Source organism: Streptomyces sp. NPDC058371 (genome assembly GCF_042723265.1).
GTDB lineage: Bacteria > Actinomycetota > Actinomycetes > Streptomycetales > Streptomycetaceae > Streptomyces.
The window spans coordinates 277235-304227 of sequence record NZ_JBHXJC010000008.1 but is presented as its reverse complement, the minus strand read 5'-3'; the positions used below and the strand labels follow the sequence as shown (position 1 = coordinate 304227).

Below are 26993 nucleotides of genomic sequence, written 5' to 3'. Positions count from 1 at the left end.
TGGGACGATGGAGCCTACGTATCGATCCGACCCGAGGCGACAGGCGCCTCAAGAGACAGGACCCTGCGTGCCCGCGACCCCTAACCATGTGCCCGAGCCGAGCCGTACCGCCCCGGCGCTGCTCCGCAATTTCTGCATCATCGCGCACATCGACCACGGCAAGTCCACGCTCGCCGACCGCATGCTCCAGCTGACCGGGGTGGTGGACCAGCGTCAGATGCGTGCTCAGTACCTCGACCGTATGGACATCGAGCGCGAGCGTGGCATCACGATCAAGTCCCAGGCGGTCCGGCTGCCCTGGGCGCCCACCGAGGACCCGGGCAACACCCACATCCTCAACATGATCGACACCCCTGGGCACGTCGACTTCACGTATGAGGTGTCGCGGTCCCTCGCGGCCTGTGAGGGCACGGTCCTTCTCGTGGACGCCGCTCAGGGCATCGAGGCCCAGACCCTCGCCAATCTCTACCTGGCGATGGAGAACGACCTCAAGATCATCCCCGTACTGAACAAGATCGACCTGCCGGCCGCCCAGCCGGAGAAGTTCTCCGAGGAGCTGGCCAACCTCATCGGCTGCGACCCCGAGGACGTGCTGAAGGTCTCCGCCAAGACCGGTGTCGGGGTCGAGGCGCTGCTCGACAGGGTCGTCAGGGAGGTCCCGGCCCCGGTGGGTGTCGCCGACGCCCCCGCCCGCGCGATGATCTTCGACTCGGTCTACGACTCCTATCGCGGTGTCGTGACGTACGTCCGAGTCATCGACGGTCAGCTCAACAAGCGTGAGCGGATCCGGATGATGTCCACCAACGCGACCCATGAACTGCTGGAGATCGGCGTCTCGTCCCCCGAGATGACGCCGGCCGACGGCCTGGGCGTCGGCGAGGTGGGCTACATCATCACCGGCGTGAAGGACGTCCGGCAGTCCAAGGTCGGCGACACGATCACCACGCTGAACAAGGGCGCGACCGAGGCGCTCGGCGGGTACAAGGACCCCAAGCCCATGGTCTTCTCGGGCCTGTATCCGCTGGACGGGTCCGACTACCCCGAGCTGCGTGACGCGCTGGACAAGCTCCAGCTCAACGACGCCGCGCTCGTCTACGAGCCGGAGACCTCGGCCGCGCTGGGCTTCGGCTTCCGCGTCGGCTTCCTGGGGCTGCTGCACCTGGACGTCATCCGTGAGCGGCTGGAGCGCGAGTTCGGACTCGACCTCATCGCCACCGCTCCCAACGTGGTGTACCGGGTCCTGATGGAGGACGGCGCCGAGCACACGGTCACCAACCCGAGCGAGTTCCCCGAGGGGAAGCTCAGCGAGGTGTTCGAGCCCGTCGTCCGCGCGACGATCCTCGCGCCGTCGGAGTTCATCGGCTCGATCATGGAGCTGTGCCAGACCCGCCGCGGCACCCTGCTCGGCATGGACTATCTGTCCGAGGACCGGGTCGAGATCCGCTACACGCTGCCGCTCGCGGAGATCGTCTTCGACTTCTTCGACCAGCTGAAGTCCAAGACCAGGGGCTATGCCTCGCTGGACTACGAGCCCACCGGTGAGGTGGCCTCCAGCCTGGTCAAGGTCGACATCCTGCTGCACGGCGACAAGGTGGACGCCTTCTCGGCGATCACGCACAAGGACGCGGCGTACGCGTACGGCGTGCGGCTGGTCGCCAAGCTGCGGGAGCTCATTCCGCGGCAGGCCTTCGAGGTGCCCATCCAGGCGGCCATCGGCTCCCGGGTCATCGCCCGCGAGACCATCCGCGCCATCCGCAAGGACGTCCTCGCCAAGTGCTACGGCGGTGACATCTCGCGGAAGCGGAAGCTGCTGGAGAAGCAGAAGGAAGGCAAGAAGCGGATGAAGATGGTGGGCTCTGTGGAGGTTCCGCAAGAGGCCTTCATCGCCGTCCTGTCCAGTGACGACAGCGGTGGCTCGGCCAAGGGCAAGAAGTAACGGCTCGGACCGAAAGATAGCTGTCCGATACACGGACAACGCCCGGAAATCACCTGGGCGACAGGGGCCCGTCCCGCTCGCGCGAGGCGGGCCCCTGCGCATGCGTACGGTTGCGCTCTGTAGGAAGTGACAGGCCGCCGCCTCTTACGTACCGGCCGGTCGGGCCTTACTCTGATCTCTGCTCGACTAGTTACTCGCGAGTTAAACAAGGTCCCCTGAGTGACGAAAACACAGCCGCAACCAGCCAGCCGCACAGCAGTCGATCGAGCCAGTCGCACGCACTGTCGCGGGCCCCGGAGGATGTCGTGAGCGACACACAGACCCTGATCGATAACCGTCCGCCGTCCGTGGCGGCCCTCTTCCTGGAGCGCGTGGCGGCCACGCCGGACGCCGAGGCCTACCGCTACCCCGTACCACCGGCCGCCGGTGAGGGCCCCGACCAGTGGAAGTCGCTGAGCTGGGCGCAGGCGGCCGAGCGGGTCTTCTCCATCGCGGCCGGCCTGATCGAGCTGGGCGTGCAGCCGGAGGAGCGCGTCGCCCTCGCCTCCGCCACCCGGGTCGAGTGGATCCTGGCCGACCTGGGCATCCTGTGCGCGGGCGCGGCCACGACGACCGTGTATCCGCAGACGAACGCCGAGGAATCCGCGTTCATCCTCTCCGACTCGGAGAGCCGGATCCTGATCGCGGAGGATGCGGCCCAGCTCGCCAAGGCGCGCGAGAAGCGGGCCGAGCTGCCCGAGCTGAGCCATGTCGTGGTCATCGACGCCACGGGAGTCGAGTCCGTGGAGGGCGAGGGCGACTGGGTGCTCTCGCTGGCCGAGCTGGAGACCCGCGGCGCCGCGTACCTGGAGAAGAACCCCCACCTGATCAAGGAGAAGGTCGGCGCGATCACCGCCGACCAGCTCGCCACGCTCATCTACACCTCCGGCACCACCGGCCGCCCCAAGGGCGTCCGCCTCCCGCACGACAACTGGTCGTACATGGCGAAGGCCATCGCCGCGACCGGTCTGGTCAGCGGCGACGACGTCCAGTACCTCTGGCTGCCGCTCGCGCACGTCTTCGGCAAGGTGCTCACCTCCGGCCAGATCGAGGTCGGGCACGTCACCGCCGTCGACGGCCGGGTGGACAAGATCATCGAGAATCTGCCGGTGGTGCAGCCGACGTACATGGCCGCCGTGCCGCGCATCTTCGAGAAGGTCTACAACGGAGTCGCGGCCAAGGCGCGGGCCGGCGGCGGCGCCAAGTACAAGATCTTCCAGTGGGCGGCCGAGGTCGCGCGCGAGTACGCGAAGGTCAGCCAGGACAACTTCCGCCGCACCGGCAGCGCGTCAGTGCCCTTCGGGCTCGGCGCCAAGCACAAGGTCGCGGACGCGCTCGTCTTCGCCAAGATCCGCGAGGCCTTCGGCGGCAACCTGCGCGCCTGCGTCTCCGGCAGCGCGGCGCTCGCCCCCGAGATCGGCTACTTCTTCGCGGGAGCCGGCATCCACATCCTGGAGGGGTACGGCCTGACGGAGACCTCCGCGGCCTCCTTCGTGAACCCCGGCGAGGCGTACCGCACCGGCACGGTCGGCAAGCCGCTGCCCGGCTGCGAGGTGCGTATCGCGGACGACGGCGAGATCCTGCTGCGCGGCCCCGGTGTCATGGAGGGCTACCACGGGCTGCCCCAGAAGACCGCCGAGGTGCTGGAGGCCGACGGCTGGTTCCACACCGGTGACATCGGCGAGCTGTCGCCCGACGGCTATCTGCGGATCACGGACCGCAAGAAGGACCTGATCAAGACGTCCGGCGGCAAGTACATCGCGCCCGCCGAGGTCGAGGGCCAGTTCAAGGCCGTGTGCCCGTACGTCTCCAACATCCTCGTGCACGGCGCCGACCGGAACTTCTGCACCGCCCTGATCGCCCTCGACGAACCGTCCATCCTGGACTGGGCGAAGGGCAACGGCCTTGGGGGCAAGTCGTACGCCGACGTCGTCGCGGCACCGGCCACGGTCGCCCTCGTCGAGGGCTACGTCAAGGAGCTCAACCAGGGCCTCCAGCGCTGGCAGACCATCAAGAAGTTCCGGCTGCTGCCGCGCGACCTCGACGTCGAGCACGGCGAGATCACGCCCAGCCTGAAGCTGAAGCGCCCGGTGGTCGAGCGCGAGTACCGCCACCTGATCGACGAGATGTACGCGGGGACGCGCGAGGGGTGACCCGACAGCGCGAGCCGGCCGGGGCACCCCGGCCGGTGTAGGGGGCGGTGCACAGCAGGGCTCGCGGCAGAGCTCTACAGGCCCCGCCCCCGCCGCATCTCCTGGAGCAGCTCCTCCATCTGCCGTACCTGGTGGCGCAGTTCGAGGACGTCCTGAGGGCTGGTGGCCGCCAGCTGGGTCTCGATCGTCCTGAGGTGCGCGGCCAGGTCGTCGAACTGCTCCTGCTCGCGGGCGAGCACTCGCTCCAACTGCTGGTTCTTGCGGTGCAGATCCAGGAAGACGGTCACCTTGGCGCGCAGCACCCAGGGGTCGAAGGGTTTCGTCAGATAGTCGGCGGCCCCAGTCGCGTACCCGCGGAACGCGTAGCCCGCGTCGGCGTCCGTGCCGGTCAGGAAGATGATCGGGACGTCCTTGGTCTGGTCGAGCCGCTTGATGTTCGCGGCGGTCTCGAAGCCGTCCATGCCCGGCATCCGGATGTCGAGCAGCACGACGGCGAACCGCTGCCGCAGCAGGGCCTTCATCGCCTCCTCGCCCGAACGCGCGCGCACCAGCGGTTCGTTGAGGGACCCCAGGACGGCCTCCAGGGCGACCAGGTTGTCCTCCATGTCGTCGACAAGGAGGATGCCGGCGCGCTCGTCGCTCGTTGCTTCAGCGCTCATGGTGACGTTTGCCTCTACTCGGTCAGCGGCGGGACGGCGGGCTCCTCGGTGACGCCCGGTCGCGGGATGCCGGACTCGGCGGAGACGCCCTGCTCACCGCCGCTGTCCGGGCTCACCGGGTCCAGGAGCGCGCAGACGACGGTCAGCAGCTGATCGACGTCCACCGGCTTGGGTACGTAGTCGTTGGCACCGCGTGCGATGGACTTCTCGCGGTCGCCCGGCATCGCCTTCGCGGTGAGCGCGACGATGGGCAGACCTGTCCAGCGGGGGGTGCGACGGATGGCGGAGATCGTTTCGTAGCCGTCCATCTCCGGCATCATGATGTCCATCAGGACGAGTTCGACGTCGGGGTTGCGCTCCAGGGTCTCGATGCCCTCGCGGCCGTTCTCCGCGTACAGGACGGGCATGCCGACCCGGCCCAGTACGTGGGTGAGCGCGAATACGTTGCGGATGTCGTCGTCCACGATCAGCACCCGCCGGCCCGGCAGCACCTGGCCCGCCCGTCCCGACTTCCAGGCCTCCAGCTTGGTGGGCGTGGGCCAGGAGTCGTCCGTGTCGTGGGCGGTGTAGGGATCGGTGGACAGCTGCTCGGGCACGGGCAGCGAACGGTCCTCGGCCACGGGCCCGGTCGCCGGGTGGCCCGGGCTGACGACCGGGACGTACAGGGTGAAGGTGGAGCCCTTGCCGGGGGAGCTCTCGGCGACGATGCGGCCGCCGAGCAGCCCGGCGATCTCCCGGCTGATGGACAGGCCGAGTCCCGTGCCGCCGTACTTGCGGTTGGTGGTGCCGTCGGCCTGCTGGAACGCCTCGAAGATCACCGGGAGTTTCTCCGGGGCGATGCCGATGCCGGTGTCGGAGACCTTGAAGGCGACGACGTCGTCGCTGTTCTCCCGGGTGAAGCGGTGCTCCGGGTCCTTGAGACGGTTGACGCGCAGCTCGACCCGGCCGTTCGCGGTGAACTTGATCGCGTTGGAGAGCAGGTTGCGCAGGATCTGCTGGAGCCGCTGCTCGTCCGAGTACATCTCCCGCGGTACGTCCTCGCCGACCGCCACCTCGAAGGCGAGCCCCCGGTCGATGGTGAGCGGACGGAAGGTCGCGTGGACGTAGTCGAGCAGCTTGATCAGCGGCAGCCTCTTCGGACGTACGTCCATCCGGCCGGCCTCGATCTTCGAGAGGTCGAGGATGTCGTTGATCAGCTGGAGGAGGTCGGAGCCCGAGCGGTGGATGGTGGTCGCGAACTGCACCTCCTGGTCGGAGAGACGGCCGTCCGGGTTGTCGGAGAGCAGCCGGGCCAGGATGAGCAGGGAGTTCAGCGGGGTCCGCAGTTCGTGCGACATGTTCGCCAGGAACTCGGACTTGTATTGGGAGCTGGTCGCCAGCAGGGCCGCCTTCTCCTCCAGTTCCGCGTTCGAGCGCTGCAACTCGGCCTGCTGGGACTGGAGTTCGTCGGAGCGGTCCTGGAGCTGGATGGCCAGCCGCTGCGACTCGCCGAGGAGGGACTCGGTACGGGAGTTGGCGATGATGGTGTTGATCGCGACGCCGATGGTGTTCACGAACTGGTCGAAGAAGGCCAGGTGGACGTCGGAGAAGCGGGAGAACGAGGCGAGCTCGATGACCCCGAGCAGCTTGTCCTCGAAGAGGATCGGGATGATGACGACACTGGCGGGCGCGGCCTCCCCGAGACCGCTGTTGATCTTGATGTAGTCCGGCGGCGCCTCCTCGACCAGGATCCGCTTCTTCTCGCGGGCCGCCTGCCGCACCAGCCCGTGGACCGGCATACCGCCCGTGTCCACCGTGGCGCCCTGCGCCGATCCGTACCCCGCGATGAAGGCAAGTCCCTTGGCCGGTACGGCCGTACGGAGCGACGCCTCGTCCTCCTCCGGGTCGGCCAGGAAGAAGGCGCCGTACTGCGCGTTCACCAGCGGCGTCAGCTCGCGCAGGATCAGGTCGGCGACCTCCATCAGGTCGCGGTGGCCCTGCATCAGCGCGGCCAGCCGCGCGAGGTTCGACTCCAGCCAGTCCTTCGCGCGGGTCGTCTCGCGGAGGTTGGCCACCATCAGGTTGATGTTGTCCTTCAGCTCGGCGACCTCGCCCTTGGTCTCCACCGTGATGGCGCGGGACATGTCGCCCTGGGCCACCGCGGACGCCACCTCGGCGATGGCGCGGACCTGGGTGGTGAGGTTGGAGGCCAGCTCGTTCACGTTCGTCGTCAGGCGCTTCCACGTGCCGTACACGCCCTCCACCCGTGCCTGGCCGCCGAGTTGGCCCTCGGATCCCACCTCGCGGGCCACCCGGGTGACCTCCGAGGAGAAGGACGACAGGGTGTCCACCATGGTGTTGATGGTGGTCTTGAGCTCCAGGATCTCGCCGCGCGCGTCCACGTCGATCTTCTTGGAGAGGTCGCCCTGGGCCACGGCGGTGGCGACCTGGGCGATGTTGCGCACCTGGGAGGTCAGGTTGTCGGCCATGTAGTTCACGTTGTCGGTGAGGTCGCGCCAGACGCCGGAGACGCCGAGCACCTGCGCCCGGCCGCCGAGCCGGCCGTCGGTGCCGACCTCGCGGGCCACCCGGGTGACCTCGTCGGCGAAGGCGCGCAGCTGCTCCACCATCGTGTTGACGGTGTCCTTCAGCTCCAGGATCTCGCCACGGGCGTCGACGGTGATCTTCTTGGAGAGGTCGCCGTTGGCCACGGCCGTCGTCACCTGCGCGATGTTGCGCACCTGCGAAGTCAGGTTCAGGGCCATGAAGTTGACGTTGTCGGTGAGGTCCTTCCAGACGCCCGACACGCCCCGCACCTGGGCCTGGCCGCCGAGGTTTCCTTCCGTGCCGACCTCGCGGGCGACGCGGGTGACCTCGTCGGCGAAGGCGGAGAGCTGGTCGACCATGGTGTTGATGGTCGACTTGAGCTCCAGGATCTCGCCCTTCGCCTCGACGGTGATCTTCTTGCCGAGGTCGCCCTGGGCCACGGCCGTGGACACCAGGGCGATGTTCCGCACCTGTGAAGTCAGGTTGTCCGCCATGAAGTTGACGTTGTCGGTGAGGTCCTTCCAGACGCCCGACACGCCCCGCACCTGGGCCCGGCCGCCGAGGTTGCCCTCGGTGCCGACCTCGCGGGCGACGCGGGTGACCTCGTCGGCGAAGGCGGAGAGCTGGTCGACCATGGTGTTGATGGTCGACTTCAGTTCGAGGATCTCGCCCTTCGCGTCGACCGTGATCTTCTGGCTCAGATCGCCGTTGGCCACGGCGGTGGTCACCTGCGCGATGTTGCGGACCTGTGAGGTCAGGTTCGAGGCCATGAAGTTGACGTTGTCGGTGAGGTCCTTCCAGACCCCGGAGACACCCCGCACCTGGGCCCGGCCGCCCAACTGCCCCTCCGTGCCCACCTCGCGCGCGACGCGGGTGACCTCGTCGGCGAAGGCGGAGAGCTGGTCGACCATCGTGTTCACGGTGAGCTTCAGTTCGAGCAGCTCACCGGTCGCCTCGACGGTCACCGTGCGGGTCAGGTCGCCGCGCGCCACCGCCGTGGTCACCAGGGCGATGTCCCGCACCTGCGCCGTCAGCCGGGAGGCCATCGTGTTGACCGCCTCCGTCACGTCCCGCCAACTGCCCGACAGGCCGGTCACCTTGGCGCGCCCGCCGAGCCGCCCCTCCGTGCCCACCTCGCGCGCGACCCGGGTCACCTCACCGGTGAACAGCGACAGCTGGTCGACCATCTTGTTCACGGCTCTGCCCAACCGGCGTAAGTCACCCCGGAGTTGACGGTTGCCGTCGTGCAGGTCGACCCGCTGGGTGAGGTCGCCGCCGGCCACCGCGTCCAGCACGCGCGTCGCGTTCGCCGCCGGTGCCACCAGGGCGTCGAGCAGTTGGTTGACGTCATTGACGCGAGAGGTCCAGTGCCCCTGGCCCGGACTGGCCGAAAGTCGCTCGTCCAGCCGGCCGTACCGGACCAACTCCCGCCGGACCCGCTGCACTTCCGAGGTGAAGTGCAGATTGCGGTCCATGATCTGGTTGAAGACCGTGCCCAGCTCGGCCACCAATCCGTCGGATGTCTCGGGCAGCCTGGTGAAGTTTCCGTCCCGCGCGGCGGTCATCGCGGCGAGCAGCGGACGCAGATCCGATGCTCGAATCTGTCCGTCTTCGAGCACATGCGTAGCACTGTTCTCACTCATGGCGGCCCACTTCGGTAACTCGGCGCTTATGGGCGCGGCCAGTCTGTCACCCTGTCCGGACTGACCGAGGCCTATTCGTCCGAACTGCTCAGGGAGTGGCAAGTGGGGGCCATACCGACGCAACGGGAGACCGTGTCGCGTGCTTGCGGTGCGCCCACCCGCCAGGGTGCGGGGCGGCGACCGGTGGCCCGGACGAGGCTGCCCGGCAGCTCTCTGGCACCCGGCGCCGCCCGCCGATTCGTGCGTGCCGCGCTCGCGGACTGGACCGACCGCGAGCTGCCCGGCGCCGCGTTCCTCAGCGACCGGCTCGCCGACGACGCCGAGGTGATCGTCAGCGAGCTGGTCACCAACGCCGTCGTGCACGCCGGCACGGACATCGAGCTGCTGTGCCGTATGGACCACGCCGGCGCGGACCACTCCGGAGCGGAACCGGCGGTCGCCGCCGGGGACGGTCCCATGAGCCTCGCCGGGGACGGCTCCATCAGCCTCAACGGGGACGGCTCCATGAGCGCCACCGCGGACGGTGGGGAGCCGGCGCGCCTCGGGGCGGACGTGCCGAACGGCGCCGGAGCGACCGCATCGACCGGCCCTGGAGTGACCGCCTCCACCGGTCCCGGCGTGATCGCCCCCACCGGTCCCGCGGCGGATCCGTCCGCCGGCGCGGACCCGCCGGCCGGTCTCGTCGTGGAGGTCTCCGACCACCACCCCTCCCGTGCCGTGCGCGAGGGCGGCACCGAACACCCTTACGGCACCCCGGAGTACGGGCGCGGACTGCGACTCGTCTCCGCGCTCTCCGCCGAGTGGGGCGTCACGTACCGCCCCGGCGTCAAGACCGTATGGGCGCGGCTGCCCGTCGGCGGGGCCGCGGCCGCCGAGCCGACGACCGAGACGTACACCGGTGAGCCCGTCCTCGAGCACGGCGCCACGGTCGCCGACCTGTTCGCCCCCGAACCGCGGCGGAGCCTCCCGCAGGATCACGACTGGGTGGGCCGCGGTGCCCTCTCCTTCCTCGCCGAGGCCTCCGACCTGCTCGCCGGACAGCTCGACGAGGACCTGGTCGCCGCGCTCGCCGGTCAGCTCCTCGTCCCCCGGATCGCCGACTGGTGTGCGGTCTGGCTGGAGGACGAGATCACCGGCTGGCGCGGGTCCGAGCGGGCGGGCAGCGGCGCGGGACCACGCCTCGCCCGCGTCTGGCACGGCAGCGAGAACCGCATCGAGGAGCTGCGCCGAGCCCTGGAGAAGGACCCGCCGCGGCTGTCCGACTCGGTGCGCTCCCGGGCCGTACCCGTGCCCTGGCCCGGGGAGGCACTGGGCGCGCACGCGGCGAGCGGGGCGGCCCTCGCGTACCGGCTGATCGCCGGCGGGCGGCCGCTGGGCACCCTGGTCATCGGACGGGCCGGACTGCCCGCCTTCTCGGACGAGGTCAGCGGGCTCGTCGAGGACCTCAGCCGGCGGGTGGCCCTCGCCATCGGCGCGGCCCGCCAGTACGCGCGCCAGGCCACCATCAGCCGGGTCCTCCAGCGCGGCCTGCTGCCCGGAGCCGTCGCCGAGATCCCCAAGGTGCGCAGCGCGCTCGTGTACGAGCCGTGCGACAAGGGCGGACCCAGCGGCGACTTCTACGACCTGTTCCCGGCGGGCGACGGGCGCTGGTGCTTCGCGGTCGGCGACGTTCAGGGCAAGGGACCCGAGGCCGCCGTCGTCATCGGGCTCGCCCGCCCCTGGGTACGGCTGCTGGCCCGCGAGGGCTACCAGGTCGCGGACGTCCTCGACCGCCTCAACCAGCTGCTGCTCGACGACGCGACGGAGGCGGCGGACGCGGCAGCCCGCGCGCTGGTCGCGGCCGGCGGACCGGGCCTCGCCGACCCCGAGGGCCCGCAGACCCGCTTCCTGTCCATGCTCTACGGCGAGCTGGTGCCCTTCGACGGCGGAGTGCGCTGCACGCTGGCCTCCGCCGGGCACCCGTTGCCGCTGCTCCTGGGGCCCGACGGCGGCGTGCGGGAGGTGGCCCGCCCGCAGACCCTCCTCGGGGTCGTGGAGGACGCGACGTACACCTCCGAGGACTTCGAGCTGCATCCCGGTGACAGCCTGCTCTGTGTCACCGACGGGGTCACCGAGCGGCGCGACGGCCCCCGCCAGTTCGACGACGGGGACGGCCTCGCGACGGCCCTCGCCGGCTGCGCCGGGATGGGCGCCGAGCTGATCGCGGAGCGCATCCGGCGGCTGGTGCACGAGTTCGGCGGCAAACCGCCGGACGACGATCTGGCGCTGCTGGTGCTCCAGGCGGAATGAACAGCAGCGGCACGAGCCGGAGCGGTGCAGCGGAGGGGAGAGGGGGTTCCGTGGCAGGGGCAGGGGCAGGGGCAGGGGCAGGGGCAGGGGCAGGGGCAGGGGCGGGGGCGGGGGAAGGGCGGAGGGGGAGCGGGTTCCCGAGGCCGGGACGGGGATGTGCGCCGGTGCTGGACAATGGAAGGCATGCCTTCCGCACTCCCCGACGGTGAGCCCGTCCCCGACGACGGCGCGTTGCCCGCGCAGGCCCTGGCCGGAGCCGCCGAGCGCCCCCTCGGGTTCTACCTCCACGTGCCGTACTGCGCGACCCGCTGCGGCTACTGCGACTTCAACACCTACACGGCCACCGAGCTGCGGGGCACCGGAGGTGTGCTCGCCTCCCGCGACAACTACGCGTCGACCCTGATCGACGAGGTCCGCCTGGCCCGCAAGGTGCTCGGCGACGACCCGCGCCCCGTCCGCACGGTCTTCGTCGGCGGCGGTACGCCCACACTGCTGGCGGCCGACGATCTCGTACGGATGCTGGCCGCGGTCCGGGAGGAGTTCGGGCTCGCGGACGACGCGGAGATCACCACGGAGGCGAATCCGGAGTCCGTCGACCCGGCGTATCTGGCGACCCTCCGTGCCGGGGGCTTCAACCGGATCTCCTTCGGCATGCAGAGCGCCCGGCAGCACGTGCTCAAGGTCCTCGACCGCACGCACACCCCCGGCCGCCCCGAGGCCTGTGTGGCCGAGGCCCGCGCGGCCGGCTTCGACCACGTGAACCTGGACCTCATCTACGGCACCCCGGGTGAGTCCGACGACGACTGGCGCGCCTCGCTGGAAGCCGCGCTCGGCGCCGGTCCCGACCACGTCTCGGCCTACGCCCTGATCGTGGAGGAGGGCACCCAGCTCGCCCGGCGCATCCGCCGCGGTGAGGTCCCGATGACGGACGACGACGTCCACGCGGACCGCTATCTCATCGCCGACGAGGTGCTCTCCGCGGCGGGCTTCGACTGGTACGAGGTGTCCAACTGGGCCACGTCCGACGCCGGGCGCTGCCTCCACAACGAGCTGTACTGGCGCGGTGCCGACTGGTGGGGGGCCGGGCCCGGGGCCCACAGCCATGTGGGCGGGGTGCGGTGGTGGAACGTGAAGCATCCCGGGGCGTATGCCGGGACGCTGGCTGCCGGGAGGTCTCCCGGGGCAGGGCGCGAGGTCCTCTCCGAGGAGGACCGGCGGGTGGAGCGGATCCTTCTGGAGCTGCGGCTTCGGGAGGGGTGTCCCTTGGCGCTGCTCCGCCCGGACGGGCTGGCGGCGTCCCGGCGGGCGCTGTCCGACGGGCTCCTCGAGCCCGGCCCCTACGAGGCCGGGCTTGCCGTCCTCACCCTGCGCGGGCGGTTGCTCGCGGACGCGGTGGTCCGCGACCTGGTGGACTGAGGGGTTCTCCCGCCCCGCCGCCCCTGCCCGTCCCGTACCCGGGGGCCCTTTCGCGCCGACGCGCTCGTCCTCAAACGCCGGGTGGGGCCGGATCCAGCCCCACCTACTCCGGGGCCGTGACGAAGTCGATGAGTTCCTCGACGCGGCCCAGGAGCTCCGGCTCCAGATCCTTGTAGGAGTGGACGCGGGACAGGATGTGCTGCCAGGCCGCGCCGGTGTTCTCCGGCCAGCCGAGGGCGCGGCACACGCCGGTCTTCCAGTCCTGGCCGCGGGGAACGCGGGGCCAGGAGGGGATGCCGACGGAGGACGGCTTCACCGCTTCCCAGATGTCGATGTACGGGTGACCGACGACGAGCGCGTGCTCGCTGGTGACGGCCTCCGCGATACGGGACTCCTTCGAACCGGGGACGAGATGGTCGACGAGGACGCCGAGCCGGGCATCGGGACCGGGCGCGAAGTCGGTGACGATCGAGGGCAGGTCGTCGATGCCCTCCAGGTACTCGACGACGACGCCCTCGATGCGCAGGTCGTCGCCCCAGACCCGCTCGACGAGCTCGGCGTCGTGCCGGCCCTCCACGTAGATGCGCCCGGCCCGGGCCACGCGGGCGCGCGCACCGGGCACGGCGACCGAACCGGAGGCCGTACGGGAGGGACGTGCCGGAGCGGCGGACGGGCGGACGAGGGTGACCACCCTGCCCTCCAGGAGGAAGCCGCGCGGCTCCAGCGGGAACACCCGGTGCTTGCCGAAGCGGTCCTCCAGCGTCACCGTGCCCGCCTCGCAGCGGATCACCGCGCCGCAGAAGCCGGTGCCGGGCTCCTCGACCACCAGCCCGGGCTCCGCCGGGACCTCGGGCACGGGCTTGGGCTTCTTCCACGGCGGCGTGAGATCCGGAGAGTACTGGCGCATTCGGATGACGATAGGAGAAGGCGGACCGCGGCGCCGTACGGCCTTCTACGACACGCCGAAGCGCGTCGCCAGCGCGTCCCGCTGGGCCCGGACAAACGCCGCATTCACCGCGTCCCCGTGCCCCGGTACGTACACCGCGTCCTCGCCGCCCAGATCCAGCAGCCGGTCCAGGGCCGCGGGCCAGCGGGCGGGAACGGCGTCCGGTCCGGCCTGCGGCTCGCCGGACTCCTCCACCAGGTCGCCGCAGAAGACGATTTCCGGACAGTCGACGCCCGGCACCAGCACCACCAGGTCGTGACGCGTGTGGCCGGGGCCCACATTCGCCAGCAGGACCTGTACGCCGCCGCCCAGGTCCAGGGTCCACTCGCCGGACACGGAGTAGTCCGGGCGGGCGAGCAGCCGCGCGGCCTCGGCGGCCTCGTCCGGGTCGAGACCGTTGCGCACGGCGTCCGCCCGGAGCTCCTCGCGGCCCGACGCGGAGGTGAGGGCGGCGTCCACGCCCACCGCGCCGAACACCTCCACCTCGGCGAAGGCGCTCGCGCCGAAGACATGGTCGAAGTGGGGATGCGTGAGCGCGAGATGGGTCACACGGCACCGGGTGCCGAGGATCCGTTGCGCCGCGGCACGCAACCGCGCGCCCTCGGCCCGGCTCGACCCGGCGTCGATCATGAGCGCCGCGCCCTCGCCCACCACGAGCCCGGTGGTGCAGTCCCAGACCGGAAGGCGCCGCCGCCCCACGCGGGGTGCGAGTTCCTCCCATCCCAGCTCTTCCCAAGTCAGCTTCATACGATGACGCTAGCCGCGGGGCACTACGACGGCACGACATCGCAGGACACGTCCGTACACCCGGCGCGGTGTCCTGGGGCCGCCCTTGCCGGGGCCGTACCTCCCCGCCGTACACTGGCTCGGGGAACGCTGGCACTCGCACGCGCTGAGTGCCAGGACGAAGGTCAGCGAAGACCACGGTGCCGACTTCAGGAGGTGTGCGCGATGCTCAGCGAACGCAGGCTGGAAGTGCTGCGCGCCATCGTCCAGGACTACGTCGGGACCGAGGAGCCGGTCGGCTCCAAGGCGCTGACCGAGCGGCACCGCCTGGGCGTCTCCCCGGCCACCGTCCGCAACGACATGGCGGCCCTGGAGGACGAGGGGTACATCGCGCAGCCGCACACCAGCGCCGGGCGCATCCCCACCGACAAGGGCTACCGGCTGTTCGTCGACAAGCTGGCCGGCGTCAAGCCGATGACGGCGCCCGAGCGCCGCGCCATCCAGAACTTCCTCGACGGGGCCGTCGACCTGGACGACGTGGTGGGCCGCACGGTACGGCTGCTCGCGCAGCTGACCCGGCAGGTCGCCGTCGTCCAGTACCCCTCGCTGACCCGCTCGACCGTGCGGCACGTGGAGCTGCTCTCGCTCGCCCCCGCGCGCGTGATGCTCGTGCTCATCACGGACACCGGCCGGGTCGAGCAGCGGATGATCGACTGCCCGGCGCCCTTCGGCGAGACGTCACTGGCGGATCTGCGCGCGCGGCTCAACAGCCGGGTCGCGGGCCGTCGTTTCGCGGATGTGCCGCAACTGGTGCAAGATCTGCCGGATGCCTTCGAGACCGAGGACCGAGGTACGGTCGCGACGGTGCTCTCCACTCTGCTGGAGGCACTCGTCGAGGAGAACGAGGAGCGGCTGATGATCGGCGGGACCGCCAATCTCACCCGCTTCGGACATGACTTTCCCCTCACCATCCGGCCGGTGCTGGAGGCCCTTGAGGAGCAGGTCGTGCTCCTCAAGTTGCTTGGGGAGTCGACGGATTCGGGCATGACCGTACGGATCGGTCACGAGAACGTCCACGAGGGCCTCAACTCCACGTCCGTGGTCTCGGTCGGCTACGGTTCGGGCGTCGAAGCAGTAGCAAAACTTGGCGTGGTCGGTCCGACCCGCATGGATTACCCGGGAACGATGGGAGCGGTACGCGCAGTGGCACGGTACGTCGGACAGATCCTGGCGGAGTCGTAAGTGGCCACGGACTACTACGCCGTACTCGGCGTGCGCCGCGACGCTTCCCAGGACGAGATCAAGAAGGCGTTCCGGAGGCTCGCTCGCGAGCTGCATCCGGACGTCAATCCCGATCCGAAGACGCAGGAGCGCTTCAAGGAGATCAACGCCGCCTACGAGGTGTTGTCGGACCCGCAGAAGAAGCAGGTCTACGACCTCGGCGGCGACCCGCTCTCGCAGAGCGGCGGCGCGGGTGCGGGCGGCTTCGGCGCCGGCGGGTTCGGGAACTTCTCGGACATCATGGACGCGTTCTTCGGCACGGCGTCGCAGCGCGGCCCGCGGTCGCGCACGCGCCGCGGCCAGGACGCCATGATCCGGCTGGAGATCGACCTCGACGAGGCCGCCTTCGGTACGACCAAGGACATCCAGGTCGACACGGCCGTGGTGTGCACCACCTGTAGCGGTGAGGGCGCAGCGCCGGGGACCTCCGCGCAGACCTGTGACATGTGCCGCGGTCGCGGTGAGGTGTCCCAGGTGACGCGGTCCTTCCTCGGCCAGGTCATGACGTCCCGCCCCTGCCCCCAGTGCCAGGGCTTCGGCACGGTGGTGCCGACGCCGTGCCCGGAGTGCGCGGGCGACGGGCGGGTGCGCTCCCGGCGGACCCTGACCGTGAAGATCCCGGCCGGCGTAGACAACGGCACGCGGATCCAGCTCGCGGGCGAGGGCGAGGTCGGCCCCGGCGGCGGCCCCGCCGGCGACCTCTACGTCGAGATCCACGAGCTGCCGCACTCGACCTTCCAGCGTCGCGGCGACGATCTGCACTGCACGGTCACGATCCCGATGACCGCGGCCTCCCTCGGCACGAAGGTGCCGCTGGAGACCCTCGACGGCCTGGAGGAGGTCGACATCCGCCCGGGCACACAGTCCGGTCAGTCGATCCCGCTGCATGCCCGCGGAATCACGCATCTGCGCGGCGGCGGCCGCGGTGACCTCATCGTCCACGTCGAGGTCACCACCCCGACGAAACTCGACCCTGAGCAGGAGCGGCTGCTTCGGGAGCTCGCGGTCCTGCGCGGCGAGGAGCGCCCCACGGGCCAGTTTCAGCCTGGGCAGCAGGGACTCTTTTCTCGACTGAAGGATGCGTTCAACGGGCGCTGAGCGCCGCCAGCCCGTGGGTCTGGGGGCGCTGCCCCCAGACCCCCGTTCGGTCTGAACGGCCTCGTCCGCAAGCGCCGGACGGGCTGGTACCGCCACCCCAATCCGGCCGTCCAGGCCCGTGAGCGGCCGGATTCGGACTTGTTCGGAGGACGTGACAACATGCCGTCATGTCCTCCGCGCTGACCGATCTCTTCCGGTATCCGATCGTGCAGGCCCCCATGGCGGGCGGTGTATCCGTGCCGCGGCTGGCCGCTGCCGTCTCCGAGGCGGGCGGGCTCGGATTCCTTGCCGGCGGGTACAAGACGGCCGACGGCGTGTACCAGGAGATCAAGCAGCTGCGCGGGCTCACCGGCCGTCCCTTCGGCGTGAACCTCTTCATGCCGCAGCCGGAGTACGCGGACCCCGCGGCCGTGGACGTGTACGCCCATCAGCTCGCCGGTGAGGCCGCCTGGTACGGCACCGAGCTCGGCGACCCGGACAGCGGACGCGACGACGGCTACGAAGCCAAGCTCGCCGTACTCCTCGACAACCCGGTGCCGGTGGTCTCCTTCCACTTCGGCTGCCCGGCCCCCGAGGTCCTTCAGGCGTTGTCCCGGGGCGGTACCCGGACCGTGGTCACCGCGACCACGGTCGACGAGGCGCTGGCCGTCCAGCGGGCGGGCGCCGACGCGGTGCTCGTGCAGGGCGTGGAGGCGGGCGGCCACCAGGGCACCCACCGCGACATCCCGGAGGCGGACGGTGCCGGCATCGGGCTGCTCTCCCTGGTCGCCCAGGTCCGCGAGAGCGTGCACCTCCCGATCGTGGCGGCCGGCGGCATCATGCGCGGCAGCCAGATCGCCGCGGTGCTCGCCGCGGGCGCGACCGCGGCCCAGCTCGGCACGGCGTTCCTCGCCACCCACGAGTCGGGCGCCCACGCCGTGCACAAGGAGGCGCTGACCAACCCGCTCTTCGTCCGTACGGAGCTGACGCGGGCGTTCTCCGGGCGTCCGGCCCGCGGCCTGGTCAACCGCTTCCTGCGCGAGCACGGCCCGTACGCGCCCGCCGCGTACCCCGAGATCCACCACCTCACCTCCCCGCTGCGCAAGGCCGCGGCCAAGGCCGGCGACCCGCAGGGCATGGCGCTGTGGGCCGGCCAGGGACACCGCATGGCCCGCGAACTGCCCGCCGGGCAGCTGGTCGAGGTGCTGGCGGCCGAACTCGAAGCGGCGAAGACAGCGTTGTCGTCGTTCCCGGCGGACGGTGCGGCCCGATGACGGCGCCGGTGTTCGTGGTCGAGCACTTCCGCGCGGACGACGGCGGACGCTATGTGCTCGACGGCGCCGAAGGACGGCACGCCGTCTCCGTGAAGCGGCTGCGGCCCGGCGAGGACGTCGTCCTCACGGACGGGGCCGGCCGCTGGGCGGAGTGCGTCGTCACGGACACCGAGGGCAAGGACCGGTTGATCGTCCAGCTGGACTCGGTTGCCGAGGAACCGCCCGAGGCACCCCGGATCACCGTCGTCCAGGCCCTTCCCAAGGGCGACCGCGGTGAACTCGCCGTCGAGACCATGACGGAGACCGGCGTGGACGCGATCGTGCCCTGGGCCGCCGCCCGCTGCATCACGCAGTGGAAGGGCGACCGGGGTCCGAAGGCCCTCGCCAAGTGGCGGGCCACGGCCCGGGAGGCCGGCAAACAGTCCCGCCGGGTCCGCTTCCCGGAGATCGCGGACGCGATGACCAGCAAGCAGGTTGCCGCACTTCTCGCCAAAGCCGACCTGGCCGCGGTGCTCCACGAGGACCGGGAGTACGGCAGCACGGCGCTCGCCACCGCGGATCTCCCCGCCTCCGGGGAGATCGTGCTGGTCGTCGGCCCCGAAGGGGGCGTTTCCCCCGAGGAGCTGGCGCTGTTCTCCGAGGCGGGCGCGAAGGCGTACCGGCTGGGGCGTAGCGTGCTGCGTACATCGACTGCCGGTACCGCGGCCGCGGCGCTGCTGCTGGGCCGCACCGGCCGCTGGTCCTGACCGAACCGACTCCATGGGGGACTGGTGGAACTCGCACAAGTACGGCTGCTGGTCTCGGACTTCGCCGCCTGCTACCGCTTCTACGCCGAAGTCCTCGACCTCAAGCCCCAGTCGGGCGCGACAGAGGGACCGTACGAGAAGTTCAGCCCCATCACCGGCTCGGCCGGCATCGCCCTCCAGGACCGCGCCATGATGGCCGAAGTCCTCGGTGAACTGGGCGATTCGGCGACGGGCCACCGTTCCCTCGTCGTGCTGCGCGTCGACGACCTGGACACCTACTGCGCCGCCGTCACCGCCCGCGGCGGGACCCTCATCCACGGCCCGGCCCCCATGACCGAGCGCATGCGCGTCGCCCACCTCAAGGACCCCGAGGGCAACCTGGTCGAACTCCAGGAATGGCTTCTGCTGCTCAGCTGACGCCGGCCTCGAACAGCGCAGCGGGGTGTCACCCGTGCCGGGGAGTGGCCGCATGCGGTCTACCGCCCGGCCCGGTGCGGTGGCACGCTGCCGTCCATGGGGGTTTTGAGGCGTATACGGCGCCCGCCGGGCCGTAGGAGAGTGCTCGCCGCGGTCGCGCTGGGCGCGGTCGGGGTGTTCGGCACGGTCGCGTGCGAGCCGGGGGACGGACTGAGTTCCGCCGCGGTGGCGTACACCACGGACCAGACGGGGACCAAGGAACTGGAGCGCCGGGGCGCCGACGTGCAGTGGCTGAGCTGCACGGCGAACTACGGCGACGGGAACAAGGCGTTCACGCCCGGCAAGACACCCTCGTCGAGCGCGCACACGGTGGCGAACGCGGACTGCCAGGGGCAGACCAAGGACGGCCGGGAGATCACCATCAAGGGGAAGGTCACCCGCGAGATCGACGGCAAGTGCGTGCGCGGCGACCTCACCGCCGAGGTCGGCGGCAAGCGGTGGTTCCGGCTGGACGTGCTGGGCAACTGCAGCGCCGCGAGTACGCCCACGTACACCCCGCCCGTCACCTACGCCCCCGGCCAGCCGCGCCCCACCGTGACGGTCACCGTGACCGAGACCATCTGGTGCCAGGGCGACCCCACCTGCCGGCCCGTCGAGGGCAAGTAGGTGCACAGGCCGTGCCGGGCCGCCGCGGGTCAAGTGATCGAAACCGCTGACCGGTTGTCCGGTCGCTGCATAGGGTGATCGGGTGACACAGTCCGTACCCGGTGCGCCCACGGCGCCCTCTGCGTATCTCCGGTTCCCGCACCTGCACGGCGACCTGGTCGCCTTCACCGCCGAGGACGACGTCTGGGTCGCCCCGCTCGACGGCGGTGGCCGCGCCTGGCGGGTCAGCGCCGACAACGTACCGGTGAACCATCCGCGCATCTCCCCGGACGGCACCGCCGTCGCCTGGACCTCCACCCGGGACGGCGCTCCCGAGGTGCAGGTCGCCCCGCTCGACGGCGGAGCGGCCAAGCGGCTGACGTACTGGGGCAGTTCGCGCACCCAGGTGCGCGGCTGGACCCCGGACGGACACGTCCTCGCCCTCAGCACCCACGGGCAGCCCTCGCTGCGCCGCAGCTGGGCCCATGCGGTCCCGCTCGACGGCGGACCCGCGGCCACCCTGCCGTACGGGCCCGTCGGCGATGTCGCCTTCGGCGGTCCCGGGGTCCTTCTGCTGTCCGCTCCGATGGGCCGCGAGGCGGCCTGGTGGAAGCGGTACCGCGGCGGCACGGCGGGCAAGCTGTGGATCGACCGGGACGGCGAGGGGGAGTTCGTACGGCTGCACGAGGAGCTGGACGGGAACCTCGAGTACCCCTTCTGGGTGGGCGAGCGGGTCGCCTTCCTGTCCGACCACGAGGGCGTCGGCGCGCTCTACTCCTCCTTCGCCGACGGGTCCGACCTGCGCCGGCACACGGGAGTCGTGGACGGAGACGGAGACGGGGACGGGGCGGGCAGCGGCGGCGGGTTCTACGCCCGGCACGCGGCCACCGACGGCACCCGGGTCGTGTACTCCTCCGCCGGTGAACTGTGGCTGCTCGACGACCTGGACGGCGCCGAGCCGCGCCGCCTCGACATCCGGCTCGGCGGGCAGCGTGTCGACCTCCAGCCGCACCCCGTCAGCGCGGCCCGCTGGTTCGGCGCCGGCGCGCCCGACCACACCGGCCGCGGCAGCGCGATCGCCGTGCGCGGCGCCGTCCACTGGGTCACCCACCGCTCCGGCCCGGCCCGCGCGCTCGCCGCCGAGCACGGGGTGCGCGCCCGGCTGCCCCGCACCTTCCGCGCCGACGGCGAGGAGTACGTGGTGTGGGTGACCGACGCCGAGGGCGACGACGCCCTGGAGTTCGCGCCCGCCACCGGCGTCGCGCCCGGAGCGACCCCGCGCCGGCTCGCCGCCGGACAGCTGGGACGCGTCCTCGGACTCGCCATGGCACCCGACGGCAGCCGCGCCGCCGTCGCCGCGCACGACGGACGCGTCCTGCTCGTCGAGCGGGAGACGGGCGAGGTGCGGGAGGTCGACCGCAGCGAGGACGGCGAGGTCTCCGGCCTCGTCTTCTCGCCCGACTCCGCCTGGCTCGCCTGGTCGCACCCCGGCCCGCGCCCGCTGCGCCAGCTCAAGCTCGCCAACACCGCCGACCTGTCGGTGACCGAGGCGACACCGCTGCGCTTCCGGGACTACGCACCGGCGTTCACCCTGGACGGCAAGCACCTCGCGTTCCTGTCGGCGCGCTCCTTCGACCCCGTCTACGACGAGCACGTCTTCGACCTCGCGTTCGTCGGCGGCTCGCGACCGCACCTGATCACGCTGGCCGCGACCACGCCCTCGCCCTTCGGACCGCAGCGCCACGGCCGCCCCTTCGAGGCGCCCGACAAGGACGAGACCCCCGACAGCGAGGGCACCCCGACGACCCGCATCGACCTCGACGGGCTCGGCGACCGCATCGTGCCGTTCCCCGTCGAGGCCGCCCGCTACTCCGGGCTGCGGGCCGCCAAGGACGGAGTGCTGTGGCTGCGGCACCCGGTCCGCGGAGTGCTCGGCTCCTCCCGCGCCACCCCGGACGACCCGGACCCGCGCAGCGAGCTGGAGCGCTACGACCTCGCCCAGCGGCGCATCGACCATCTCACCGCGGACGCCGACCACTTCGCGGTCAGCGGTGACGGCAAGCGGGTCCTGCTGTGGACCGACGGCAAGCTCAAGGTCGTACCCAGCGACCGCCGTGCCTCGAACGACGACGAGAGCGACTCCAACATCACCGTCGACCTGGCGCGGGTGCACCAGACCGTCGATCCGGCCGCCGAGTGGCGGCAGATGTACGAGGAGACGGGCCGCCTCATGCGGGACAACTTCTGGCGGCCCGACCTGGGCGGGGTCGACTGGAACGGAGTGCTCGACCGGTACCGGCCAGTCCTGGACCGGGTCGCCACCCACGACGACCTGGTGGACCTGCTGTGGGAGGTGCAGGGCGAGCTCGGCACCTCGCACGCGTACGTCAGCCCGCGCGGCGGACGGCGCGGCGGCGACCGGGCGCAGGGGCTGCTCGGGGCCGACATCTCCCGTCACGAGGACGGCAGTTGGCGCATCGACCGGATCCTGCCCTCGGAGACCTCCGACCCCGACGCGCAGGCACCGCTGGCCGCGCCCGGGGTCGCGGTGCGGGCCGGTGACGCGATCGTCGCGGTCGGCGGACGGCCGGTCGATCCGGTGACCGGCCCCGGGCCGCTGCTCGTCGGCATGGCGGGCAGACCGGTGGAGCTCACCATCTCCCCGTCCGGCGGCGGCGATCACCGGCACGCGGTGGTCGTCCCGATCGCCGACGAGGAGCCCTTGCGGTACCACGCCTGGGTCGCGGACCGGCGGGGCTACGTCCACGAGAAGTCCGCCGGGCGGCTCGGCTATCTGCACGTGCCGGACATGCAGGCGCCCGGCTGGGCCCAGATCCACCGCGACCTGCGGGTCGAGGTGGCCCGCGACGGACTGGTCGTCGACGTCCGCGAGAACCGCGGCGGGCATACGTCGCAGCTGGTCATCGAGAAACTCGCCCGCCGCATCGTCGGCTGGGACGTGCCGCGCGGACAGCGGCCCTACAGCTACCCGGAGGACGCGCCGCGCGGACCCGTCGTCGCCGTCGCCAACGAGTTCTCCGGCTCGGACGGCGACATCGTCAACGCGGCGATCAAGGCGCTGGGCATCGGTCCCGTGGTCGGGACGCGGACCTGGGGCGGTGTCGTCGGCATCGACAGCCGCTACCGCCTCGTCGACGGCACGCTCGTCACCCAGCCCAAGTACGCGATCTGGCTGGAGGGTTACGACTGGGGCGTCGAGAATCACGGCGTCGATCCCGACGTCGAGGTCGTCCCGACCCCCCAGGACCACGCGGCCGGCCGTGACGTCCAGCTGGACGAGGCGATCCGGATCGCGCTGGCGGCCCTCACCGAGAACCCGGCGAAGGCCGCGCCGGCTCTGCCCGAGCTGTGACCGGGCGAGTTCGCGCCCGCTCCGCCGAACTGTGATCCCGCGGGTCCCCGCCGGTGGCCGCGCCCCGTGGGTGGAGAGCGCCGACGCGGGGGCGGATACGATGCGGGCGTCAGTGATCAGTGGGCGCGAGGAGGCACACGCATGTCGGGAGAGCCGCAGGACGACTGCCTGTTCTGCAAGATCATCGCGGGGCAGATCCCGGCGACCGTGGTGCGCGAGACGGAGACCACCTTCGCCTTCCGGGACATCAACCCGCAGGCGCCCACCCATGTGCTGGTGATCCCCCGCGCCCACCACGTCGACGCGGCTGCCCTCGCCGCCGCCGAACCCGCTCTCGCGGCGGACGTGCTGCGCGAGGCCGGCGAGATCGCCCGCGCCGAGAAACTGGACAGCTACCGGATCGTGTTCAACACCGGTGCCGGTGCCGGACAGACCGTCTTCCACGCGCACGCCCACGTCCTGGGCGGGCGCGGGCTTCAGTGGCCGCCCGGGTAACCCGACGTGTCCGTACGCGAATTGGTGGTCCTCGGCACCGCCAGCCAGGTCCCCACCCGGCACCGCAACCACAACGGCTATCTGCTGCGCTGGGACAGCCAGGGCCTCCTCTTCGATCCCGGGGAGGGCACCCAGCGGCAGATGCTGCGCGCCGGGGTCGCCGCGCACGATCTGCACCGGATCTGCGTCACGCACTTCCACGGCGACCACTCGCTCGGGCTCGCCGGGGTGATCCAGCGCATCAACCTCGACCGGGTGCCGCACGAGGTGACCGCCCACTATCCGCGTTCCGGCCAGCGGTTCTTCGACCGCCTCCGGTACGCGACGGCGTACCGCGAGACCGTCGCGCTCACCGAGGCCCCGGTCGACGCCGACGGAGTGCTCGCCACCACCGACGCGTACACCCTGGAGGCCCGCCAGCTCTCCCACCCCGTCGAGTCGTACGGCTACCGGCTGGTCGAGCCCGACGGCCGGCGCATACTGCCGCGGCTGCTCGCGGAGCACGGCGTCCAGGGACCCGATGTCGGGCGCCTCCAGCGGGAGGGCTCGCTGCGCGGCGTAAGCCTCGACGACGTCAGCGAGCCGCGGCGCGGGCAGCGGTTCGCCTTCGTCATGGACACCCGGCTGTGCGACGGCGTGTACGCGCTCGCCGAGGGCTGCGACATGCTCGTCATCGAGTCGACCTTCCTCGACGAGGATGTGCGGCTCGCCACCGACCACGGGCATCTCACGGCCGGCCAGGCGGGGCGGGTCGCGAAGGACGCGGGAGTACGGCACCTGGTGCTCACCCACTTCAGCCAGCGCTACTCCGAACCGGACGAGTTCGAACGGCAGGCCCGGGCGGCCGGCTTCGAGGGCGAGCTGACCGTGGCACACGATCTGATCCGGGTGCCGTTGCCGAAGCGGGGGTGAGCGGTCAGGGCGTATCCGGTGGACGTGCCGGGGTCTTCGGCGACCCGTGCCCGGTGGGTGCGGTAGTTTTCGGAGGGGTGGGGGATCGACCGTACGATGCTTCGATGCCCCTCCCCAAAGCTGAGCTGCACCTGCACATCGAAGGCACCCTGGAGCCCGAGCTTGCGTTCGCGCTGGCCGCGCGCAACGGCGTCGAGTTGCCGTACGCCACCACCGAAGAGCTCCGCAAGGCGTATCTCTTCGACGATCTCCAGTCGTTCCTGAACCTGTACTACGAGCTCATGGCCGTGCTCCGGACGGAACAGGACTTCGCCGACCTCGCCGACGCGTATCTCGCGCGGGCCGCCGCGCAGGGCGTGCGGCATGCGGAGATCTTCTTCGACCCGCAGGCGCACATCGCGCGCGGTGTCCCGATCGGCACCGTCGTCGAGGGGCTCGCGCGAGCGCTGGACGCGGGCGTCGCGACGCACGGCATCTCCACGCAGCTGATCATGTGCTTCCTGCGGGACGAGTCCGCCGAGTCGGCGCTGGAGACGCTGGAGGCGGCCCGGCCGTATCTCGACCGGATCGTCGGCATCGGCCTCGACTCCGCCGAGGTCGGGCACCCGCCGGCCAAGTTCCGCGAGGTGTACGAGGCTGCTGCCGCGCTGGGACTTCGGCGGGTGGCGCACGCGGGTGAGGAGGGGCCGCCGGCGTACATCGCCGAGGCGCTGGACGTGCTCGGCGTCGAGCGCGTCGACCACGGGCTGCGCTGCATGGAGGACCCCGGACTCGTCGAGCGGCTCGTCCGGGAACGGGTGCCGCTGACGCTGTGCCCGCTGTCCAACGTCCGGCTGCGTGCCGTGGACCTCCTGGAGGACCACCCGCTGCCCGCGATGATGGACGCCGGGCTGCTGTGCACCGTCAACTCCGACGACCCCGCGTATTTCGGCGGGTACGTCGGCGACACCTTCCACGCCGTGCACGAGGCGCTCGGGCTCGATCGGGAGCGGCTGCGGGAGCTCGCCCGCAACTCGTTCGTCGCGTCCTTCCTGGAGCACGACGAGGAGCTGCGGGCCCGGTATCTCGCTGAGGTCGAGGCGTACGAGTTCGAGTAGGCCGCGGTGGGGGTGGGCGGTGGGTGGGTGCGGGTTTGCCTCGCCTCGGGTCGCCTTGGGGCGGTGGGTGGGTGCTGGTTCGTCTTGCCTCGCGTCGCGTCTCGCCGGTGGGTGGGTCGGGGCCGTGCCGGTACATCCGCCCGTCGCCCTACCGGCTGTGCTGTCTTCTGGGGGCGCTCGGTTGTCCACCCTGACGCATGGCGACGGGCATTTGATGTACCGGCACGGCCCCTTGCGTGCCTCGGCGCCTGCGGGTGCGTGGGGGTTGCGGGTGGGGCGGCCCGCCGTTGCTGCCTTTGCGCTGCGGGCAGCGGCAACCGTCTTGCTGTGGGGAGCGGGCGTCCCGGGGGCGGCGGACCGCTATAGCTGCGGGCACGTGTGCCGCTGGGGGAGGGGGCGGCGCGGCACCCCTCGGCGCCGGGCTCGCTGACTCACCTCAACGCAAGCAGCCGCGCCGGTAGGGGTGGGCTCACCCGGGCGGCAACCCCGGCAGGGTCAGCGCCAGTTGGGGGAGCCGGCCTTGGTCAAGGGGGCGGCCTCGATCTTGGCTCGGGTTTCGCGCATCACCGCGACGATCCGGTCCTCGTGCGCGGCTGTCAACCGCACCACCGGCACCGAGCAGCTGATCGCGTCCTGGGCGGGAGCGTCGTACCGCAGGGCGAAGCCGAACCCGACGATGCCGAGGACGCCCTCCTCGCGGTCGACGGAGTAACCGCGGGCGCGGGTCGCGGCCAGGTCGGCCGTGAGGGACGTGCGGTCGGTGTGGGTGTTGGGGGTGGCGGCGACGTAGGGGCCCTCGGGCAGGACGTCGTCCGGGCGTTCGGCCAGCAGGGCCTTGCCGAGCGCGCCCACATGGGCCGGCAGCCGCCGGCCGACCCGGCTGATCGTGCGCAGGTATTCGTGCGACTCGCGCGTCGCCAGATACGCCACGTCCCAGCCGTCCAGCCGCCCCAGATGAAGCGTCTCGCCCAGCGCCTGGGACGCCTCGTCGAGGTAGGGACGGGCGGCGCGTACCCGCGGGTCCGTGTCGAGATAGCTGGTGCCGGTCAGCAGGGCGTGGATGCCGATGCCGTAGAGGGACCCGGTGACGTCCGTACGGACCCAGCCGCGCCGGATCAGGGTCTGCAGCAGGGCGTACATCGAGCTGCGGGGGACCCGGAGTTCGTCCGCGAGCTCCTGGAGACGTGCCGGACGGTCCCCGCGCGCGGCCAGCAGCTCCAGCAGCTCGACCGTGCGCGCGGCGGACTTCACCTCGCGCACTCCGCGCTCGTCCATGGGTTCCGGCATGTGCCCGATCGTAAAGCGGAAGGCGCCGGACCATTGACGCCCATCGTTCGTCTATC

19 protein-coding genes are annotated in these 26993 nt (G+C 71.4%); 14 read left to right on the top strand and 5 right to left on the bottom strand.

All coding sequences use genetic code 11. From position 1 onward, the window contains the following. Nucleotides 1-67 precede the first annotated feature (67 nt). Both lepA and ACFWM2_RS24390 read left to right on the top strand, forming a co-directional pair. Complete coding sequence (gene lepA / locus ACFWM2_RS24395) at nt 68-1936, top strand: translation elongation factor 4 (RefSeq protein ID WP_383283621.1); 1869 nt, start codon at nt 68-70, stop codon at nt 1934-1936. Nucleotides 1937-2241: 305 nt separating this feature from the next. Further along, on the top strand, nt 2242-4128 hold the full coding sequence (locus ACFWM2_RS24390) for an AMP-dependent synthetase/ligase (RefSeq protein WP_383283618.1): 1887 nt from the start codon (nt 2242-2244) through the stop codon (nt 4126-4128). Between the two features lie 74 nt (nt 4129-4202). Here the strand turns inward: ACFWM2_RS24390 and ACFWM2_RS24385 are convergent, their stop codons facing one another. Next, nucleotides 4203-4787: a two-component system response regulator gene (locus ACFWM2_RS24385; RefSeq protein WP_383283616.1), complete on the bottom strand. Its 585-nt coding sequence runs from the start codon at nt 4785-4787 to the stop codon at nt 4203-4205. 14 nt (nt 4788-4801) lie between these two features. Then, nucleotides 4802-8956 (bottom strand): HAMP domain-containing protein, encoded by a 4155-nt coding sequence (locus ACFWM2_RS24380; RefSeq protein ID WP_383283614.1) that lies wholly within the window; start codon nt 8954-8956, stop codon nt 4802-4804. Between the two features lie 183 nt (nt 8957-9139). On the opposite strand from ACFWM2_RS24380, the gene ACFWM2_RS24375 reads away from it, so the two are divergent. Both ACFWM2_RS24375 and hemW read left to right on the top strand, forming a co-directional pair. Beyond that, complete coding sequence (locus ACFWM2_RS24375; protein WP_383283611.1) at nt 9140-11245, top strand: SpoIIE family protein phosphatase; 2106 nt, start codon at nt 9140-9142, stop codon at nt 11243-11245. A 183-nt stretch (nt 11246-11428) separates the two neighbouring features. Then, on the top strand, nt 11429-12661 hold the full coding sequence (gene hemW, locus ACFWM2_RS24370; protein WP_383283608.1) for a radical SAM family heme chaperone HemW: 1233 nt from the start codon (nt 11429-11431) through the stop codon (nt 12659-12661). Between the two features lie 103 nt (nt 12662-12764). Here the strand turns inward: hemW and ACFWM2_RS24365 are convergent, their stop codons facing one another. Both ACFWM2_RS24365 and ACFWM2_RS24360 read right to left on the bottom strand, forming a co-directional pair. Beyond that, nucleotides 12765-13568, bottom strand: coding sequence for a DUF3097 domain-containing protein (locus tag ACFWM2_RS24365; RefSeq protein WP_383283605.1), 804 nt, complete (start codon nt 13566-13568; stop codon nt 12765-12767). Nucleotides 13569-13613: 45 nt separating this feature from the next. Beyond that, a complete protein-coding gene (locus ACFWM2_RS24360; protein ID WP_383283602.1) occupies nt 13614-14354 on the bottom strand; it encodes an MBL fold metallo-hydrolase in 741 nt (246 codons plus the stop codon). 204 nt (nt 14355-14558) lie between these two features. Here ACFWM2_RS24360 and hrcA point away from each other — a divergent pair, with 204 nt between their 5' ends. From hrcA to ACFWM2_RS24310, 10 genes are all read left to right on the top strand, one after another. Further along, on the top strand, nt 14559-15575 hold the full coding sequence (hrcA, locus tag ACFWM2_RS24355) for a heat-inducible transcriptional repressor HrcA (protein ID WP_383283599.1): 1017 nt from the start codon (nt 14559-14561) through the stop codon (nt 15573-15575). Next, the gene (dnaJ, locus tag ACFWM2_RS24350) at nt 15576-16712 is read left to right on the top strand and encodes a molecular chaperone DnaJ (protein ID WP_383283596.1); all 1137 of its coding nucleotides are present in this window, start codon (nt 15576-15578) and stop codon (nt 16710-16712) included. A gap of 167 nt (nt 16713-16879) precedes the next feature. After that, nucleotides 16880-17965, top strand: coding sequence for a nitronate monooxygenase (locus tag ACFWM2_RS24345; protein ID WP_383283593.1), 1086 nt, complete (start codon nt 16880-16882; stop codon nt 17963-17965). Further along, nucleotides 17962-18711: a 16S rRNA (uracil(1498)-N(3))-methyltransferase gene (locus ACFWM2_RS24340; RefSeq protein ID WP_383283590.1), complete on the top strand. Its 750-nt coding sequence runs from the start codon at nt 17962-17964 to the stop codon at nt 18709-18711. The genes ACFWM2_RS24345 and ACFWM2_RS24340 overlap by 4 nt, the downstream gene beginning before the upstream one ends. Before the next feature lie 24 nt (nt 18712-18735). Beyond that, a complete protein-coding gene (locus tag ACFWM2_RS24335) occupies nt 18736-19128 on the top strand; it encodes a VOC family protein (protein ID WP_383283588.1) in 393 nt (130 codons plus the stop codon). Between the two features lie 96 nt (nt 19129-19224). Next, a complete protein-coding gene (locus ACFWM2_RS24330) occupies nt 19225-19794 on the top strand; it encodes a hypothetical protein (RefSeq protein WP_383283585.1) in 570 nt (189 codons plus the stop codon). 82 nt (nt 19795-19876) lie between these two features. Next, nucleotides 19877-23146, top strand: coding sequence for a S41 family peptidase (locus ACFWM2_RS24325; protein ID WP_383283582.1), 3270 nt, complete (start codon nt 19877-19879; stop codon nt 23144-23146). Between the two features lie 141 nt (nt 23147-23287). After that, a complete protein-coding gene (locus tag ACFWM2_RS24320; RefSeq protein ID WP_383283579.1) occupies nt 23288-23641 on the top strand; it encodes a histidine triad nucleotide-binding protein in 354 nt (117 codons plus the stop codon). A gap of 6 nt (nt 23642-23647) precedes the next feature. Further along, entirely contained in the window at nt 23648-24553 is a 906-nt protein-coding gene (locus ACFWM2_RS24315; protein ID WP_383283576.1) for a ribonuclease Z, read from the top strand. 104 nt (nt 24554-24657) lie between these two features. Further along, nucleotides 24658-25650 carry an adenosine deaminase gene (locus ACFWM2_RS24310; protein ID WP_383283573.1) on the top strand — a complete coding sequence of 331 codons (993 nt, stop codon included), beginning with the start codon at nt 24658-24660 and terminating at the stop codon, nt 25648-25650. A gap of 495 nt (nt 25651-26145) precedes the next feature. Here ACFWM2_RS24310 and ACFWM2_RS24305 read toward each other — a convergent pair whose 3' ends face one another. Beyond that, entirely contained in the window at nt 26146-26937 is a 792-nt protein-coding gene (locus ACFWM2_RS24305; RefSeq protein ID WP_383283570.1) for an IclR family transcriptional regulator, read from the bottom strand. Nucleotides 26938-26993: the final 56 nt, after the last annotated feature.